Raw genomic sequence first — 13,515 nt, 5'->3', positions numbered from 1 at the left:
CATCGAGGGGTTATTTTGACGAACCGAAAGTTGCCCGATCCCGCTGCGCAGGAGCCATTCGCATCGTTGCGATGCGATCTCGGTCCTTTATGGCAGCACGATCTGCGCGCCGCGCTTGCAGATGTGATGTGCGGTCTGGATGCGGCGCTCGCCGATCCGGGCGGGCAAAGCACGCATGGACAATTGGAGCGCGCGCGCGAAGCGGCGAACGATCTGGCACAGCTTCTCGATCTGGACGGGGCGAAGGAAACTGCGCCCGCCGTGCCGAGCCATGAAGTGGCAAGCAAGCTTTCCGACGTCCCCGAGGCAAGCCCCGCTCCCCCGCATTTGGTCATTGCCGATGCGCTTGAACGGGTGCGCCGCCGCTGGACAAGCGCGGCCCATGTTCGGGGCATGTCGCTCGCGATCCACATGGCCCCTGATCTGCCGCCCGTTCTGGCGATCGATCGCGTGCCGCTCACCCGCATCTTCGCCAATCTGATGCGCAACGCGCTGTGCTATGCCCAGCGCGGCACGATCCACCTGTCGCTCGACTTCGACCCGACCGAGGGGCTGCTGCTGACCGTGCGCGACGAGGGCGATGGCTTCCCAGAGGAACGTCTGCGCGCGCCAGCCTGCGCAGGGCAGCGCAGCGAGCCCGCCACGTTCCGCAACCCCGAGGGGCAAGGTCTGGGCCTCGCGATCTGTCACGCGCTGGTGGCAGAGGCCGGCGGCAAGATCGACCTCGCCAACGCGCCGCAAGGCGGAGCCGAAATCCGCGTGTCGCTCCCGGCCCGTCCCGTCGATATCAGCTCCACGATGCGCGATGCCCCCCTGCCCGATCTGAGTGGGTGGAACGTGCTCGTCGCCGATGACAGCGAGATGAGCCGCGCCGTGCTCGAACAATTCCTGAGCGCGATGGGCGCGCAGGTGACCGGGCTGCGTCGTGGCGACAGTGCGGCCGCGCAACTGCGGGCCGAACGCTTCGATCTCGCGGTGCTGGATGTCGAGATGCCCGGCTGCCGCGGCCCAGAGGTGATCGCCAGCATTCGCCGCTCCGGCCTGCCTTGGGCGGACCTGCCGATCATCCAGTGCAGCGGCTATCGCGACGTCGAGAAAGGCGCGGCCGATGCCTGCCTGATCAAGCCGGTGCTGGGCCTGCAGCCGATCCTGCGCGCCTTGGAAGAGGCTGGTTGCATGACGACCGTGCCACGCGTAACGACGCCGCCGCGCGGTTTGCTCGCCCATCTGCGTCTTGCCGAGAAGGCATTGCCAGCGGGGCTCGGGCAGGAACTGATCGCCGATCTCGAGACGGTACGTCACGGGCTGTCGCTCGCACTGCCCCCTTTCGACCTCTGCGCCCTGCAATTGCTGAGCCATAAGCTCAGTGCGGTGGCCGGAGTGGCGGGTGATCACCCCCTCTCGCGGCATGCACGCGCGCTTGACAGTGCAACCCGACATGGGACTTATGAAGATATTCAAGATCTTGGCCGGGTCGCCCTCATTTTCATCGACCGGCTGATAGCCACCACCCGAAATAATTTGAACGCGAAGACTGATTTACAGCATGAGAACTAGTGACTCCGATACGACCACCCCGGACAGGGATACCAGCTCCAAGACGGATAGTCCGCAACACGGCCTCAGTCGAAACGGGCGGAACAGCGTCGACACCGAGACCGAACATTTTCTATTGATCGAAGATGTGGGATCGCTCCGGGCGATCTATGACGCCTATCTGCGCAACGCCGGCTTCATCACCCATCTCGCGGCAAGCGCCGAGGAAGGGATGCGCATCTTCCGCGACAACCCGATCCGCATGGTGCTGCTGGACCTGATGCTGCCCGATCGCGACGGCGACACGCTGATCGCCGAAATGCTGGCCCTGCGCCCCTATGCGGCGATCATCGCAGTCACTGCCGACCGCTCGATCGATCGCGCGGTGCGGGCGATGCAGGAGGGCGCGATCGACTTCCTCGTCAAACCGATCGACGAACCTCGCCTCAGAAGCGCCATTGAGAGCGCGCGCAGCCTGTCGCTGCGTTCGGATGTCGACGACGCGAGCGCCAGCGAGGAGACGGTCGGGGACTTCGTCGGCAACGCGCCGCAGATGCGGGCACTCTACGCCCGGACCCGCGCTGCCGCCCGCTCGACCGCGCCTGTCTATATCTGGGGCGAGAGCGGCACCGGCAAAGAGCTTTGCGCCCAGGCGGTTCACGCCACGAGCCCCCGCGCCGATGGCCCCTTCATCGCGCTCGATTGCGGCGCCCTGGCCGCCGAACGCGTCGACAGCGAACTCTTCGGCCATAACCGCGGGGCCTTCCCGGGCGCTTTGGAGGACAAGGACGGCGCGCTCCTCGCCGCCGATGGTGGCACGCTTCTGCTCGACAATATCTGTGAACTTGCCCCCACCGCGCAGATCAAGCTGCTGCGGTTCCTGCAGAGCGGCCAAGTCAAACCGCTCGGCGCCAGCCAGCCGGTCGACGTCAATGTGCGGATCGTCTGCGCGGCCAAGAGTTCGCCTACCGCCATCCTGCAAAACGGCGTGCTCCGCGAGGACCTCTATTACCGGCTGATGGTGCTCACGATCGAGATGCCGCCGCTGCGGATGCACCGCAAGGATATCGGTCCGCTGGCAAGGATGGCGCTGGAGCGGTTCGCCTCCGAGGAGCAGCGCGACTTCAGCGGGATCGAGCCGGAGGCAATCACCCGGCTGGAGGACCGCCCGTGGCCCGGCAATGTCCGTCAGCTTATGAACGTCATCCGCGCAGCGATCGTGATGCATGAAGGGCCGGTGCTGCGCGCTCATATGCTGCCGGAATTCGATCCGACGACGAGCCGGGCTGCGTCCACCACCGCTCCAGCGGCCGATCCTTTCGCGGACCGTACTCTGGCCGAGATCGAGCGCGCCGCGATCGAGGCCGCAATCAAACGGCATGACGGATCGATCCCGCGCGCGGCGCTGGAACTGGGGGTCGCGCCCTCTACGATCTATCGCAAGCGCGACGCGTGGCTGTCGAAGGACTGAGCCTCAGGCGAACTGTTCGCGCATCAGCCGCTCTTCGAGCCCGTGACCGGGGTCGAAGAGGATGCAATGCTCGATTTCCGGCTCGGAGCGCACCTCGACCCATTTGACCGGCTTGACCGAGCGGCTGTCCGCATCGGCCATGACCGGGCGCTTGTCGGGTTCGAGAATATCGAAGCGCACCAGCGCGGAGGATGGCAGGATCGCGCCCTGCCATCGCCGCGGCCGGAAGCTCGCGATGCCGGTCAGCGCCAGCACGTCCGAGCCGATCGGCAGGATCGGCCCATGCGCGGAGAAGTTGTAGGCGGTCGATCCGGCGGGGGTCGAGACGATCGCGCCGTCGCAGACCAGCTCCTGCATCCGCACCTTGCCGTTGATCGAGATCTTCAGCTTCGCCGCCTGCGGGCCCGCGCGCAGCAGCGAGACCTCGTTGATGGCGAGCGCCTCATGCAGCAACCCGTCCTGGGTCTCGGCCTTCATCGACAGCGGATTGATCACCGCCTGCTCCGCCGCTTCGAGCCGCGCGGGCAGATCGTCGGCGACATAGTCGTTCATCAGGAAGCCGACCGAGCCGCGGTTCATCCCGTAGACCGGCAGCCCCGTGCCCTCGTGCAGGCATTGCAGCATGAACCCGTCCCCGCCAAGCGCCACGATCACATCGGCCGCATAGCGCGGCACCTGCCCGTAGCGCGCGACCAGATCGGCCTGCGCCGCCTGCGCCGTCTCCGCGTGGGAGGCCGCGAAATGGATATGGGTATACTGGTTCGCCACCGCGCGGTCCTCCTGCTTGTCCAAGGTGTTGCAAGGGCTTGGACGAAAGACAAGCGTCAATCCGGCGCGGAAATGACCGATTTGGTCGTTTGTCTGCTTTCAGCCCTGTGAAATCTGCGCTAAACGGTCGGCGACCGGATCTTTGCGAGGAATGGCCATGAAAGACCAACGCGATGCGGGCTTCTTCACCGAAAGCCTCTCCAGCCGTGACCCCGAACTCTTCAAGTCGATCACCGATGAACTCGGTCGCCAGCGCGACGAGATCGAACTGATCGCCTCGGAAAACATCGTCTCAAAGGCGGTGATGGAGGCGCAGGGTTCGGTGATGACGAACAAATACGCCGAAGGGTACCCGGGCAAGCGCTACTATGGCGGCTGCCAATATGTCGACGTCGCGGAGAACCTCGCGATCGACCGCGCCAAGGAACTCTTTGGCTGCGAATTCGCCAACGTCCAGCCGAACTCGGGCTCGCAGGCGAACCAGGGCGTGTTCACCGCGCTCGTGAAGCCGGGCGACACCATTCTCGGCATGAGCCTCGATGCGGGCGGCCACCTGACCCACGGCGCCAAGCCGAACCAGTCGGGCAAGTGGTTCAACGCGGTGCAATACGGCGTGCGCAAGCAAGACAGCCTGCTGGACTACGATCAGGTCCGCGAACTGGCGCTCGCACACAAACCGAAGCTGATCATCGCGGGCGGCTCGGCCATTCCGCGTCAGATCGACTTCGCCAAGTTCCGCGAGATCGCGGATGAGATCGGCGCGTATCTCATGGTCGACATGGCCCACTTCGCGGGTCTCGTGGCCGGTGGTCAGCACCCCTCGCCCTTCCCCTATGCCGATGTCGCGACCACCACGACGCACAAGACCCTGCGCGGTCCGCGTGGCGGCATGATCCTCACCAACAACGAGGAGATTGCGAAGAAGGTGAACTCGGCGATCTTTCCGGGCATTCAAGGCGGTCCGCTGATGCATGTCATCGCCGGCAAGGCCGTGGCCTTCGGCGAGGCGCTGCGCCCCGGGTTCAAGGACTACGCCGCTCAGGTCGTGAAGAACGCTCAGGCGCTGGCTGACGAGCTGATGAAGGGTGGCCTCGACATCGTCACCGGCGGCACCGACACCCACGTGATGCTGGTCGACCTGCGCCCGAAAGGCGTGAAAGGCAACGCGACCGAGAAGGCTCTGGGCCGCGCGCATATCACCTGCAACAAGAACGGCATCCCGTTCGACCCGGAGAAACCGATGGTCACCTCGGGCATCCGTCTGGGCACCCCGGCGGGCACCACCCGCGGCTTCGGCGAGGAAGAGTTCCGCGAGATCGCACGCCTGATCGTCGAAGTGGTCGACGGGCTCGCCGCGAATGGCGAAGAGGGCAATGGCGAGGTCGAAGAGGCCGTGAAAGCCAAGGTCGCGACGCTGCTCAGCGGCTTCCCGATCTACCCCGAACTGTGATCCGGTTCCGAGATTGAGTTGAAGGCCCCCGCGATCCGGGGGCCTTTTTCATGTCTGGGGGGTGTGGGGCGATCAGATCGCTCCGGTCCAGACCATCGCGGCCAGCAAGGCGCCGCCCACGATCACCACAATCACGGCGATCGAACTGGCGAGGCCAAGCGCAGCGGCGCGCAGCCGCTCCGCCGCGCCCAGCGGTTCGAGATAGTCACGACAGGTCGCGAAAGCGCCCTCCACCCGGCGGGCATCCAATTGCCGGGCGATCTTGGGCGCGTGCGCTTTGCGCTCGGCATCGACCAGCACGAGCGCCGCCTTGCGCACCTTGCGCGGCAGCGCCCGGGCCCGCGAGGCGACCCGCGCCTCGAGTGTCGGCCCCTTCGCGCCCAGCCGCTGCGCCAGAAGCCGCGAGACCTGCCCTACCATCTGATTGATCTTTTCCGGCCCCATCCGGCCCTCTCCTTACGCAGCGTTCAGCAATTCCGCACCGGACGCTATCCGCCGCGCGAGATCAGCGCAACTGCGCGCATGGACGCAGATTTTTTCGCATCCGCTCTGGAAGCGCCCCGGGAGGCGATCTAGCTTAGGCGCCATGTTGAACACGACCCCCTACACCTCCGACAGCAATCCCGGCGCGCGACCGCTGATCATCGCCCCCGGTCTTTTCGGATCGGCCCGGAACTGGAACGCGATCGCCAAGCGGCTGAGCGCGGACCGCCCCGTCATCGCGCTCGATATGCGCAATCATGGCGACAGTTTCTGGGACGACGATCACAGCTATCAGGCGATGGCAGGCGATATCGCCGAGGTGATCGAGGCGAATGGCGGGGTCGCGGATGTGCTGGGCCATTCGATGGGCGGCAAGGCGGCGATGACCCTCGCCCTGACGCAGCCGCAACTCGTCGCGCATCTCATCATCGCGGATATCGCGCCCGAAAACTACGATCATGGCGACAACCACAGCGCGCTGATCGAGGCGATGCAGGGGATGGATATCAGCGACCTCACCTCTCGCTCCGCCGCGGACGAGCGGCTGGGAGAGCAGGTCTTCGATCCGGGCACCCGTGCCTTCCTGCTGCAATCGCTGGTGCTGCGCGACGGCCCGCCGCGCTGGAAGTTCAACCTTGCCGCGCTGAAGGCGAATATGGACGACATCCTCGGCTGGCCCGAGGCGCTGGAGGGCAAGCAGTACGACGGCCCGACGCTGTTCTTGTCGGGCGCGGACTCGCATTACGTGCGGCCGGAAATGCACGACCGTATCCGCGGCTTCTTCCCGCAGGCGCGTTTCGAGGAAATCGACAATGCGGGGCACTGGCTGCACGCCGAGAAGCCCCGCGAGTTCGAAGCCGACGTGGCGCGTTTCCTCAACTCCGCGAACTGAGGAAACCGCGCCGCTGCGCTCACGCGCCCGGCTTCATCATCCGCCGGATCAGGTGATCGCGCTTGACGTATTGGTGATAGAGCGCCGCCGCCACATGCAGCCCGGCCAGCCACAGCAACACCGTGGTCAGGATCGAGTGCGTCTCGGCCGCCAATCCAAGCTGCCCGTAATAGGCCACGAGCCCCGCAATCGGGATCGCGAACAGCAGCGCATAAAGCAGCCAATGGACTGCAGCCGCGCCGCGCCGGAAAATGGCGGGATCGTTCTCCGGCGGCTCGGGCGCGCCGTGGCTCGCGCGCAGTATCAGACGCCAGATCGCAAGCACGAGCACCGCGATACCGAGGACGATGTGACCATAGGTCAGAACCCCGGCGCTCGCCGATCCGCTCTCCATGAGGTCGTGGAAGGTGTGGCCCATCGCGTCATTGAACAGATACTGGACGATGAGCAGCAGAACGACGGCCCAGTGGAGCCAAATCTGGGTTTTCGAATAGCCGGGAGCGTAGGACATATTACCTCTTTGAATTGACGAAACGCCGCCGCGCCTCGCCGGACTAGCGCGGCGAAGGCGCAGAGGTTCCGCCCTTCACGAAGTTGGGATTTTCCCGACGCCTGTGCCGCCCGCGCCGTCAGGCGTTTTCGCGGATCATTTTGGCGATATACCACGCAACTGGCACGGCGACGAGGAACCCGATTACCGCGGAGACGATCATCGCGTTGGTCGTGAACATGTTCATCGTCAGCGCGGCAGTGATGAGAATACCCGCGAGGGTCGGTCCGACGAGGGCGTAGATGATACCGAAGAGGCGCATGTCTGATCTCCATTGAGCGGCGCATTTCGGTCGCCAGACTGACTCCGATCACGCGGATGTGACCTTGATCCGCATCAAGTCCGCGCGGTCGCCGCTGCGGCAGGGCGTCGCATCAGCAATCGAGCTGGAAGCGCGCCTCGCCCGTATCGCCGGGCAGCGAGGGCGATCGGTAGAGCCCGCCCGCCGGTCCCGCGACCTTGCAGCCCGAAACCTGCTCTGCCGCGCGGATCATCAGCGGCGGCACGCGCCCCCGCTCTGCCCGGCTTAGATAGCCCATGCGCACCACCTCCGCCCGGTCTCCCTTGAGGAAGACGACGAAGTCGATGCCGTCGAGCGTGAGGTCATGCCGCGATGCCCCGAAGAACTGCGGCGCCGGAGAGGCGCAGCCCGTGAGAAGACCAAGAATAAGGAAAAACGGGGCTTTAGACATTGAAAGGCTCCGGGGAGGGACAACCCGGAGCCTTTCAGAGCTTAATTAACAAGAAGTTAACCAGCTCGGGCGGAGTGTGCGGCCCCCGCGAGGGACAAAGCAGGGGCCGCAAGACCGTTCTGACAGGGATCATGCCTGGCGGGGCGGCCAGAACGGGTCATTCCTTTTGATACGCCGCTCGGTCCAGAAACCTGCGGGAATTCCTAAGACAAGGCCGACGATCACGGCGAACGCGAATTCCTGCCATCCGACAAAGCCGAAAGTCAGAGCTGCGATCACCACGACCCCGGTCACGACGAGGGCCGAGAGGGCGGCGAGGAAAAGGCGCAGAGGCTTCTTCATTCGGGCTCTCCCTTATGTGTTCGAGGGCAAAACGCCGCTCCTTGCCTCCAGTTCCACGGAACCGTAAATTTTTTCGTACGTTGGCCGGTGATGGCTTAATAGGAGAGCGAAAGAGATGACGAAATCGGTTCAAATGGCGGCAATGACCGTGATCCTTCTGGGCCTCGCGGCCTGCAACACCGTGCAAGGCGCAGGCCAGGACCTGTCCGTTGCAGGCAATACGATCGCGGGCGAAGCGCGTCAGGCGCGCTAAATTCCAAGCCTGACAGCCAAACGAAAAAGTCAAAGGCCCCGGAGTTTTCCGGGGCCTTTTTCTTGCCTCTGACGTCAGGGACGCGCCCGGCTCAGTAATTCACATGAGCGACACGGTCCTTCATCGACTCGCCCGGGTCCGACGACAGCAGGATCTTCGCGCCTGCGACCAGCGCGTTGCCGCTCTCCCAGATTTCGGCCTGATCCGGATCGAAGCGCAGCAGCACCAGCTTGGGGTCATCCTTGCCCTCGTACCAGGCGCCGATGAAGGGGTTCCAAAGCCGCTCCACGGTCTCGGGGTCGGTATGTTCGGTCAGACGCCCCGTGACGGTCGCGAAGACCTTGTGGCCCTTGTCCGAGAAGGTGAACATCGCCCCTGCTCCGGGGGCCAGCCCGTCCATCAATTCCGTGTCGCGCGCGGTGAAGAACCAGACAGGGCCGGGCTTCTCCTCGACGATCGCCGTCATCGGGCGTGGCGCTGCCGTCTCGACGCCCGCGCGCGCGAGCATCACGGTGCGATCCGATGCGAGCGCGTCCCAGAAATCTTTTTCGATCTTGGCTTGGTCGGTCATATCGTTTCCTCCTGAAATAGGTCTGGGAGGAGAACGTGGGGGTGGCGTCGCATGTTCCGACTTGAAGAAAAGCGCGGCAACCGCCGCGCTTTTCCGAAGATCAGTTAGGTGCAGGTGTTCGGAACACCTTTTGAGACAAGCTCTTGCCAATCAGCGCCAAGCTGCTCCCGCGCCGAAAGAGCGTTGCGCGCCTCGGGCGAACCCTCAGGGATCATGCGCACAACCATGCCCTGAGCGTAATTCGTGTTGAAACCGCTGAAGATATCGCCCTGCATCCCCATGTCCGAGCGGTCACCCATAATGATGAACTTGTCGCCGCCGCGCCGGATCACCTCGATCGCTGCGGCCCGGAATGCAACGTTGCGTGCGCCTGTCGGACCACAAGCCGGGGCGGCATGCGTGTCGATCTTGAACGTATCGCGCGACATTGGCTGCACATCGGTTGTCGCACAGCCCGCAAGGGTCAGCGCGGCAAGGGTAACAATAAGGGAGTATCTATTCATTTCACTGCTTTCTTAATGGCTTAGTGTTTTGTGATACACGATATCTCTCGCCCAAATCGGGCGATGAAACGGCATCAAAGCAGTTGAAATCTGTTATGCGCTCACAACTATGTGAGGAGAGGTGAGGCGACCTAGCGTCACCTCACTCATCCATCTTCAGCGCCGCGATAAACGCGCTCTGCGGGATTTCGACCTTCCCGAACTGGCGCATCTTCTTTTTACCGGCTTTCTGCTTTTCCAGCAGCTTCTTCTTCCGGCTCGCGTCGCCGCCGTAGCATTTCGCGGTCACGTCCTTGCGCATCGCCGACAGGGTCTCGCGCGCGATCACGCGGCCACCGATGGCGGCCTGGATCGGGATCTTGAACATGTGACGCGGGATCAGGTCTTTCAGCTTTTCGCACATCGCGCGGCCGCGGGCTTCGGCGCGGTCGCGGTGGACCATGATCGAGAGCGCATCGACGGGCTCGTCATTGACCAGAATCGACATCTTCACGAGGTAGTCCTCGCGATATTCGGTGATCTGGTAATCGAAGCTGGCATAGCCCTTGGTGACCGATTTCAGGCGGTCGTAGAAGTCGAACACGACCTCGGCGAGCGGCAGGTCATATACCACCATCGCGCGGCCACCGACATAGGTCAGGTCCTGCTGGATGCCGCGGCGGTCCTGACAGAGCTTGAGCACATCGCCCAGATATTCGTCCGGCACGAGGATCGTCGCCTTGATGCGCGGTTCCTCGATATGGTCGACATAGGTCAGGTCGGGCATGTCGGCGGGGTTGTGAAGCTCGATCACCTCCCCGTCCTTCATGTGGATCTTGAACACGACCGAGGGCGCGGTGGTGATCAGGTCCAGATCGTATTCCCGCTCCAGACGGTCGCGCACCACTTCGAGGTGCAACAGCCCGAGGAAGCCGCAGCGGAAGCCGAAGCCGAGCGCTGCCGAGGTTTCCATCTCCGCCGAGAAGCTCGCATCGTTCAGCTGCAGTTTCTCGATCGCGTCGCGCAGCGCCTCGAAATCGTTCGCATCGACCGGGAAGAGACCGCAGAACACCACCGGGATCGAGGGTTTGAAGCCCGGCAGCGCCTTGGCGCAGGGCTTTTTCTCATGGGTGATCGTGTCGCCGACCTTGGTATCGCGCACCTGCTTGATCGAAGCGGTGAAGACGCCGATCTCACCGGGGCCAAGCTCGTCGATATTGACCATCGCGGGTTTCAGAACGGCGAGACGGTCGAGCTTGTAGGTCGCTCCCGTCTTCATCATCTTGATCTGGTCGCCCTTCTTGATCACGCCATCCATGACGCGGATCAGAACGACGACGCCCAGATAGGGGTCATACCACGAATCCACCAGCATCGCTTTCAGCGGCGCGTCGCGGTCGCCCTGCGGCGCCGGCAGACGTTGCACGATAGCTTCCAGCACGTCCGGGATGCCCAGACCGGTCTTCGCCGAAATCTCGACGGCATCCGAAGCGTCGATCCCGATCACGTCCTCGATCTGCTCTTTCACGCGCTCGGGCTCTGCCGCGGGCAGGTCGATCTTGTTCAGGACCGGCACGATCTCGTGATCCGCATCGATCGCCTGATAGACGTTGGCCAGCGTCTGCGCCTCGACGCCCTGCGAGGCATCGACAACCAGCAGCGAGCCCTCGACCGCCTGCATCGAGCGCGACACCTCATAGGCGAAGTCGACGTGGCCGGGGGTGTCGATCAGGTTCAGCACATAGGTTTTGCCATCCTTGGCGGGATAGTCGATCCGCACCGAGTTGGCCTTGATCGTGATGCCGCGCTCTCGCTCGATATCCATCGCGTCGAGGAGCTGGTCCTTCATATCGCGTTCGGCCACGGTACCAGTCAGCTGAATAAGCCGGTCGGCGAGCGTGGATTTACCGTGGTCGATATGCGCCACGATGGAGAAATTGCGGATGCGATCAAGATCAGTCATGGGCGCGCGTATACAGGGGAAAAAGCGGGCCGGGAAGAGGGATTGAACGCCATCTGCCATTGACCTCGGCCCGGTCGCGTCCGACATATCCCTGAGACACGAAACACGGGAGACGCAAGATGATCTATTCCGTTCCGAACATGACCTGCGGCCACTGCAAAGCCTCGGTCGAAGCCGCGATCGAAGAGGTCGGCGGCAAGGCCGATGTCTATCTGGAAGATCGCGAGGTCGAGGTGGAAGGGCTGCCCGAATCCACCGTGATCAGCGCCCTGAAAGGCGCAGGCTACGAGGCCACCCCGGTCGAAGAGTGATCTGGAGGGCGAACGCCATCCAGATGTAGTGGGCCCGTGCACGCGCAACGCGACGACTAGAAAACGGGTTCCCTCCCCTGCCCCGAACCGGCGGAATCCTGCCTGTTTTGTTGCCCGCTTTTTGAATTTGAGTTAGAATCGCGGACAAATGAGCAGGCAGGATCGGCAATCACATGCCGGCCGCAACGACAAAGGGGCAGTAGATGATTTTCAAGACCACACTCGGACTCTGTGCATTCTCGGGCGCCATGGCGCTTGCTTCGATGGCTTCGGCCGGGCCGATCGACAACGCGTGTCAGAAAGCGGGCCGCGCCAGCAATCCCGGCACCTGCGGCTGCATCCAGCAAGTCGCGGACATGACGCTGAGCCACCGCGACCAGCGCCGCGCCGCCAGCTTCTTCCACGATCCCGACCGCGCGCAGGAAGTGCGCATGTCCGACCGCCAGTCGGATTCGGACTTCTGGGACCGATACAAGAATTTCGCCGCGACGGCGGAAGGCTTCTGCAAGTAAGCGCTTGATCGGCGGCGTGCGGTCTACTGCCCGCGCCGCTTTTCTTCCTCGTCGGCCAGCAGGTCGGCGATCAACTGATCCGCGCCCGCCTCGATCAGATCGAGGGCTCCATCGAAATTGCGGGTGAAATAGGGATCGGGCACATCGCGCGGCCCGTCCGGCCCGTCGATGAACATTTGCACCTGTGCGCGCATCTCGCGCGGCGCCCCGTCGAGCACATCGCGCAGGTTATTCTCATCCATCGCCAGGATCACATCGAACCCGTCGTAATCGGCGGGCTGGATTTGCCGTGCGCGCAGGCTGCGCATGTCGTAGCCGCGCGCTTCCGCCGCCGCGATCATCGGATCGTAGGGCGGCTCGCCCAGATGCCAGGTGCCGGTGCCTGCACTGTCGAACTCGATATCGAGCCCCGCTGCGGCGGCCTTGTGACGGGTCACCGCTTCGGCGGCGGGCGAGCGGCAGATGTTGCCAAGGCAGAGAAAGAGGATACGCATAGGGGAAGTGATAACGGAGGGCGCAGCGATGGCCAAGGTCGTGATTCTGACCGGCGCGGGAATTTCTGCCGAAAGCGGCATCCGCACGTTTCGCGCAAGCGACGGTCTGTGGGAAGAACACCGCATCATGGACGTGGCGACGCCGGAGGGCTTCGCGCGCGACCCCGCGCTGGTGCACCGCTTCTACAACGCGCGCCGGGCGGCGGCGCGGGCGGCCCAGCCGAACCCCGCCCATCTCGCGCTGGCCGAGCTGGAGGCCGATCCGGGCCACGAGGTTCTGGTGGTGACGCAGAATGTCGATGACCTGCACGAGCGCGCCGGGTCTCAGAACGTGATCCACATGCATGGCTCGCTCTTCGGCGCGCTGTGCCACGCGTGCGACCATCGCTGGCCCGCGCCCGAGGCGATGCAGCCGCAAGACACCTGCCCCGAGTGCGGGCGCAAAGCCACGCGACCCGACATCGTCTGGTTCAACGAGATGCCCTATCAGATGGATCGGATCATCCACGAGCTGGAGGCGGCGGACCTGTTCGTCTCGATCGGCACAAGCGGCAATGTGTATCCAGCGGCAGGCTTCGTGCAGGACGCCGCGATGTGCGGGGTGGAGACGCTGGAGCTGAACCTCGACCCCTCGGCGGGCAGCACGATGTTCGACACATCGCGCCAAGGCCCGGCAAGCGTGCTGGTCCCTCAATGGGTGCGCGAGCGGCTGGGGTCGCGGTGAGAGGAACGCGGGGCGGCTGAC

18 protein-coding genes are annotated in these 13,515 nt (G+C 64.0%); 8 read left to right on the top strand and 10 right to left on the bottom strand.

The window, feature by feature from the left end; translation table 11 throughout:
* Positions 1-66 precede the first annotated feature (66 nt).
* Together BMI87_RS15395 and BMI87_RS15390 are read left to right on the top strand one after the other, a co-directional pair.
* Positions 67-1,557 (top strand): ATP-binding protein, encoded by a 1,491-nt coding sequence (locus tag BMI87_RS15395; RefSeq protein ID WP_078522505.1) that lies wholly within the window; start codon positions 67-69, stop codon positions 1,555-1,557.
* Positions 1,547-3,007 carry a sigma-54 dependent transcriptional regulator gene (locus tag BMI87_RS15390; RefSeq protein WP_078522504.1) on the top strand — a complete coding sequence of 487 codons (1,461 nt, stop codon included), beginning with the start codon at positions 1,547-1,549 and terminating at the stop codon, positions 3,005-3,007. Before BMI87_RS15395 ends, BMI87_RS15390 begins: the two co-directional genes overlap by 11 nt.
* A 3-nt stretch (positions 3,008-3,010) precedes the next feature.
* Here BMI87_RS15390 and BMI87_RS15385 read toward each other — a convergent pair whose 3' ends face one another.
* Positions 3,011-3,775: an NAD kinase gene (locus BMI87_RS15385; RefSeq protein WP_232621656.1), complete on the bottom strand. Its 765-nt coding sequence runs from the start codon at positions 3,773-3,775 to the stop codon at positions 3,011-3,013.
* Positions 3,776-3,932: 157 nt separating this feature from the next.
* On the opposite strand from BMI87_RS15385, the gene glyA reads away from it, so the two are divergent.
* Complete coding sequence (gene glyA, locus BMI87_RS15380) at positions 3,933-5,225, top strand: serine hydroxymethyltransferase (RefSeq protein WP_078522502.1); 1,293 nt, start codon at positions 3,933-3,935, stop codon at positions 5,223-5,225.
* A 72-nt stretch (positions 5,226-5,297) separates the two neighbouring features.
* Here the strand turns inward: glyA and BMI87_RS15375 are convergent, their stop codons facing one another.
* Positions 5,298-5,669, bottom strand: coding sequence for a hypothetical protein (locus tag BMI87_RS15375; RefSeq protein ID WP_078522501.1), 372 nt, complete (start codon positions 5,667-5,669; stop codon positions 5,298-5,300).
* Between the two features lie 142 nt (positions 5,670-5,811).
* Here BMI87_RS15375 and BMI87_RS15370 point away from each other — a divergent pair, with 142 nt between their 5' ends.
* The gene (locus tag BMI87_RS15370) at positions 5,812-6,600 is read left to right on the top strand and encodes an alpha/beta fold hydrolase (protein WP_078522500.1); all 789 of its coding nucleotides are present in this window, start codon (positions 5,812-5,814) and stop codon (positions 6,598-6,600) included.
* A 19-nt stretch (positions 6,601-6,619) separates the two neighbouring features.
* Here BMI87_RS15370 and BMI87_RS15365 read toward each other — a convergent pair whose 3' ends face one another.
* The 4 genes from BMI87_RS15365 to BMI87_RS15350 form a co-directional block, all read right to left on the bottom strand.
* A complete protein-coding gene (locus BMI87_RS15365) occupies positions 6,620-7,111 on the bottom strand; it encodes a cytochrome b (RefSeq protein WP_078522499.1) in 492 nt (163 codons plus the stop codon).
* A 118-nt stretch (positions 7,112-7,229) separates the two neighbouring features.
* Positions 7,230-7,412 (bottom strand): hypothetical protein, encoded by a 183-nt coding sequence (locus tag BMI87_RS15360; protein WP_078522498.1) that lies wholly within the window; start codon positions 7,410-7,412, stop codon positions 7,230-7,232.
* A gap of 112 nt (positions 7,413-7,524) precedes the next feature.
* Positions 7,525-7,842, bottom strand: a complete 318-nt coding sequence (locus BMI87_RS15355) for a hypothetical protein (protein WP_078522497.1) — start codon at positions 7,840-7,842, stop codon at positions 7,525-7,527.
* Between the two features lie 129 nt (positions 7,843-7,971).
* Positions 7,972-8,184 (bottom strand): hypothetical protein, encoded by a 213-nt coding sequence (locus BMI87_RS15350; RefSeq protein ID WP_078522496.1) that lies wholly within the window; start codon positions 8,182-8,184, stop codon positions 7,972-7,974.
* Between the two features lie 115 nt (positions 8,185-8,299).
* Between BMI87_RS15350 and BMI87_RS22180 the strand changes: the two genes are divergently transcribed.
* A complete protein-coding gene (locus BMI87_RS22180) occupies positions 8,300-8,437 on the top strand; it encodes an entericidin A/B family lipoprotein (RefSeq protein ID WP_108722389.1) in 138 nt (45 codons plus the stop codon).
* Between the two features lie 91 nt (positions 8,438-8,528).
* On the opposite strand, the gene BMI87_RS15345 is transcribed toward BMI87_RS22180, so the two are convergent.
* From BMI87_RS15345 to lepA, 3 genes are all read right to left on the bottom strand, one after another.
* Positions 8,529-9,008, bottom strand: a complete 480-nt coding sequence (locus BMI87_RS15345; RefSeq protein ID WP_078522495.1) for a pyridoxamine 5'-phosphate oxidase family protein — start codon at positions 9,006-9,008, stop codon at positions 8,529-8,531.
* 104 nt (positions 9,009-9,112) lie between these two features.
* Complete coding sequence (locus tag BMI87_RS15340; RefSeq protein WP_078522494.1) at positions 9,113-9,511, bottom strand: hypothetical protein; 399 nt, start codon at positions 9,509-9,511, stop codon at positions 9,113-9,115.
* A 142-nt stretch (positions 9,512-9,653) separates the two neighbouring features.
* A complete protein-coding gene (gene lepA / locus BMI87_RS15335; protein ID WP_078522493.1) occupies positions 9,654-11,453 on the bottom strand; it encodes a translation elongation factor 4 in 1,800 nt (599 codons plus the stop codon).
* Positions 11,454-11,572: 119 nt separating this feature from the next.
* Between lepA and BMI87_RS15330 the strand changes: the two genes are divergently transcribed.
* Together BMI87_RS15330 and BMI87_RS15325 are read left to right on the top strand one after the other, a co-directional pair.
* Positions 11,573-11,764 carry a heavy-metal-associated domain-containing protein gene (locus BMI87_RS15330; RefSeq protein ID WP_075773932.1) on the top strand — a complete coding sequence of 64 codons (192 nt, stop codon included), beginning with the start codon at positions 11,573-11,575 and terminating at the stop codon, positions 11,762-11,764.
* A 203-nt stretch (positions 11,765-11,967) separates the two neighbouring features.
* Positions 11,968-12,276 carry a hypothetical protein gene (locus BMI87_RS15325; RefSeq protein ID WP_078522492.1) on the top strand — a complete coding sequence of 103 codons (309 nt, stop codon included), beginning with the start codon at positions 11,968-11,970 and terminating at the stop codon, positions 12,274-12,276.
* 23 nt (positions 12,277-12,299) lie between these two features.
* Here BMI87_RS15325 and BMI87_RS15320 read toward each other — a convergent pair whose 3' ends face one another.
* Positions 12,300-12,770, bottom strand: a complete 471-nt coding sequence (locus tag BMI87_RS15320; protein WP_078522491.1) for a low molecular weight protein-tyrosine-phosphatase — start codon at positions 12,768-12,770, stop codon at positions 12,300-12,302.
* Positions 12,771-12,798: 28 nt separating this feature from the next.
* Here BMI87_RS15320 and BMI87_RS15315 point away from each other — a divergent pair, with 28 nt between their 5' ends.
* The gene (locus BMI87_RS15315) at positions 12,799-13,494 is read left to right on the top strand and encodes an NAD-dependent deacylase (RefSeq protein ID WP_078522490.1); all 696 of its coding nucleotides are present in this window, start codon (positions 12,799-12,801) and stop codon (positions 13,492-13,494) included.
* The last annotated feature ends 21 nt before the right edge of the window (positions 13,495-13,515 follow it).

Source organism: Thioclava sp. F28-4, from assembly GCF_002020045.1.
GTDB lineage: Bacteria > Pseudomonadota > Alphaproteobacteria > Rhodobacterales > Rhodobacteraceae > Thioclava > Thioclava sediminum.
Note: the sequence above shows the minus strand (reverse complement) of the source record. Positions and strands in the feature narration are given on the sequence as shown.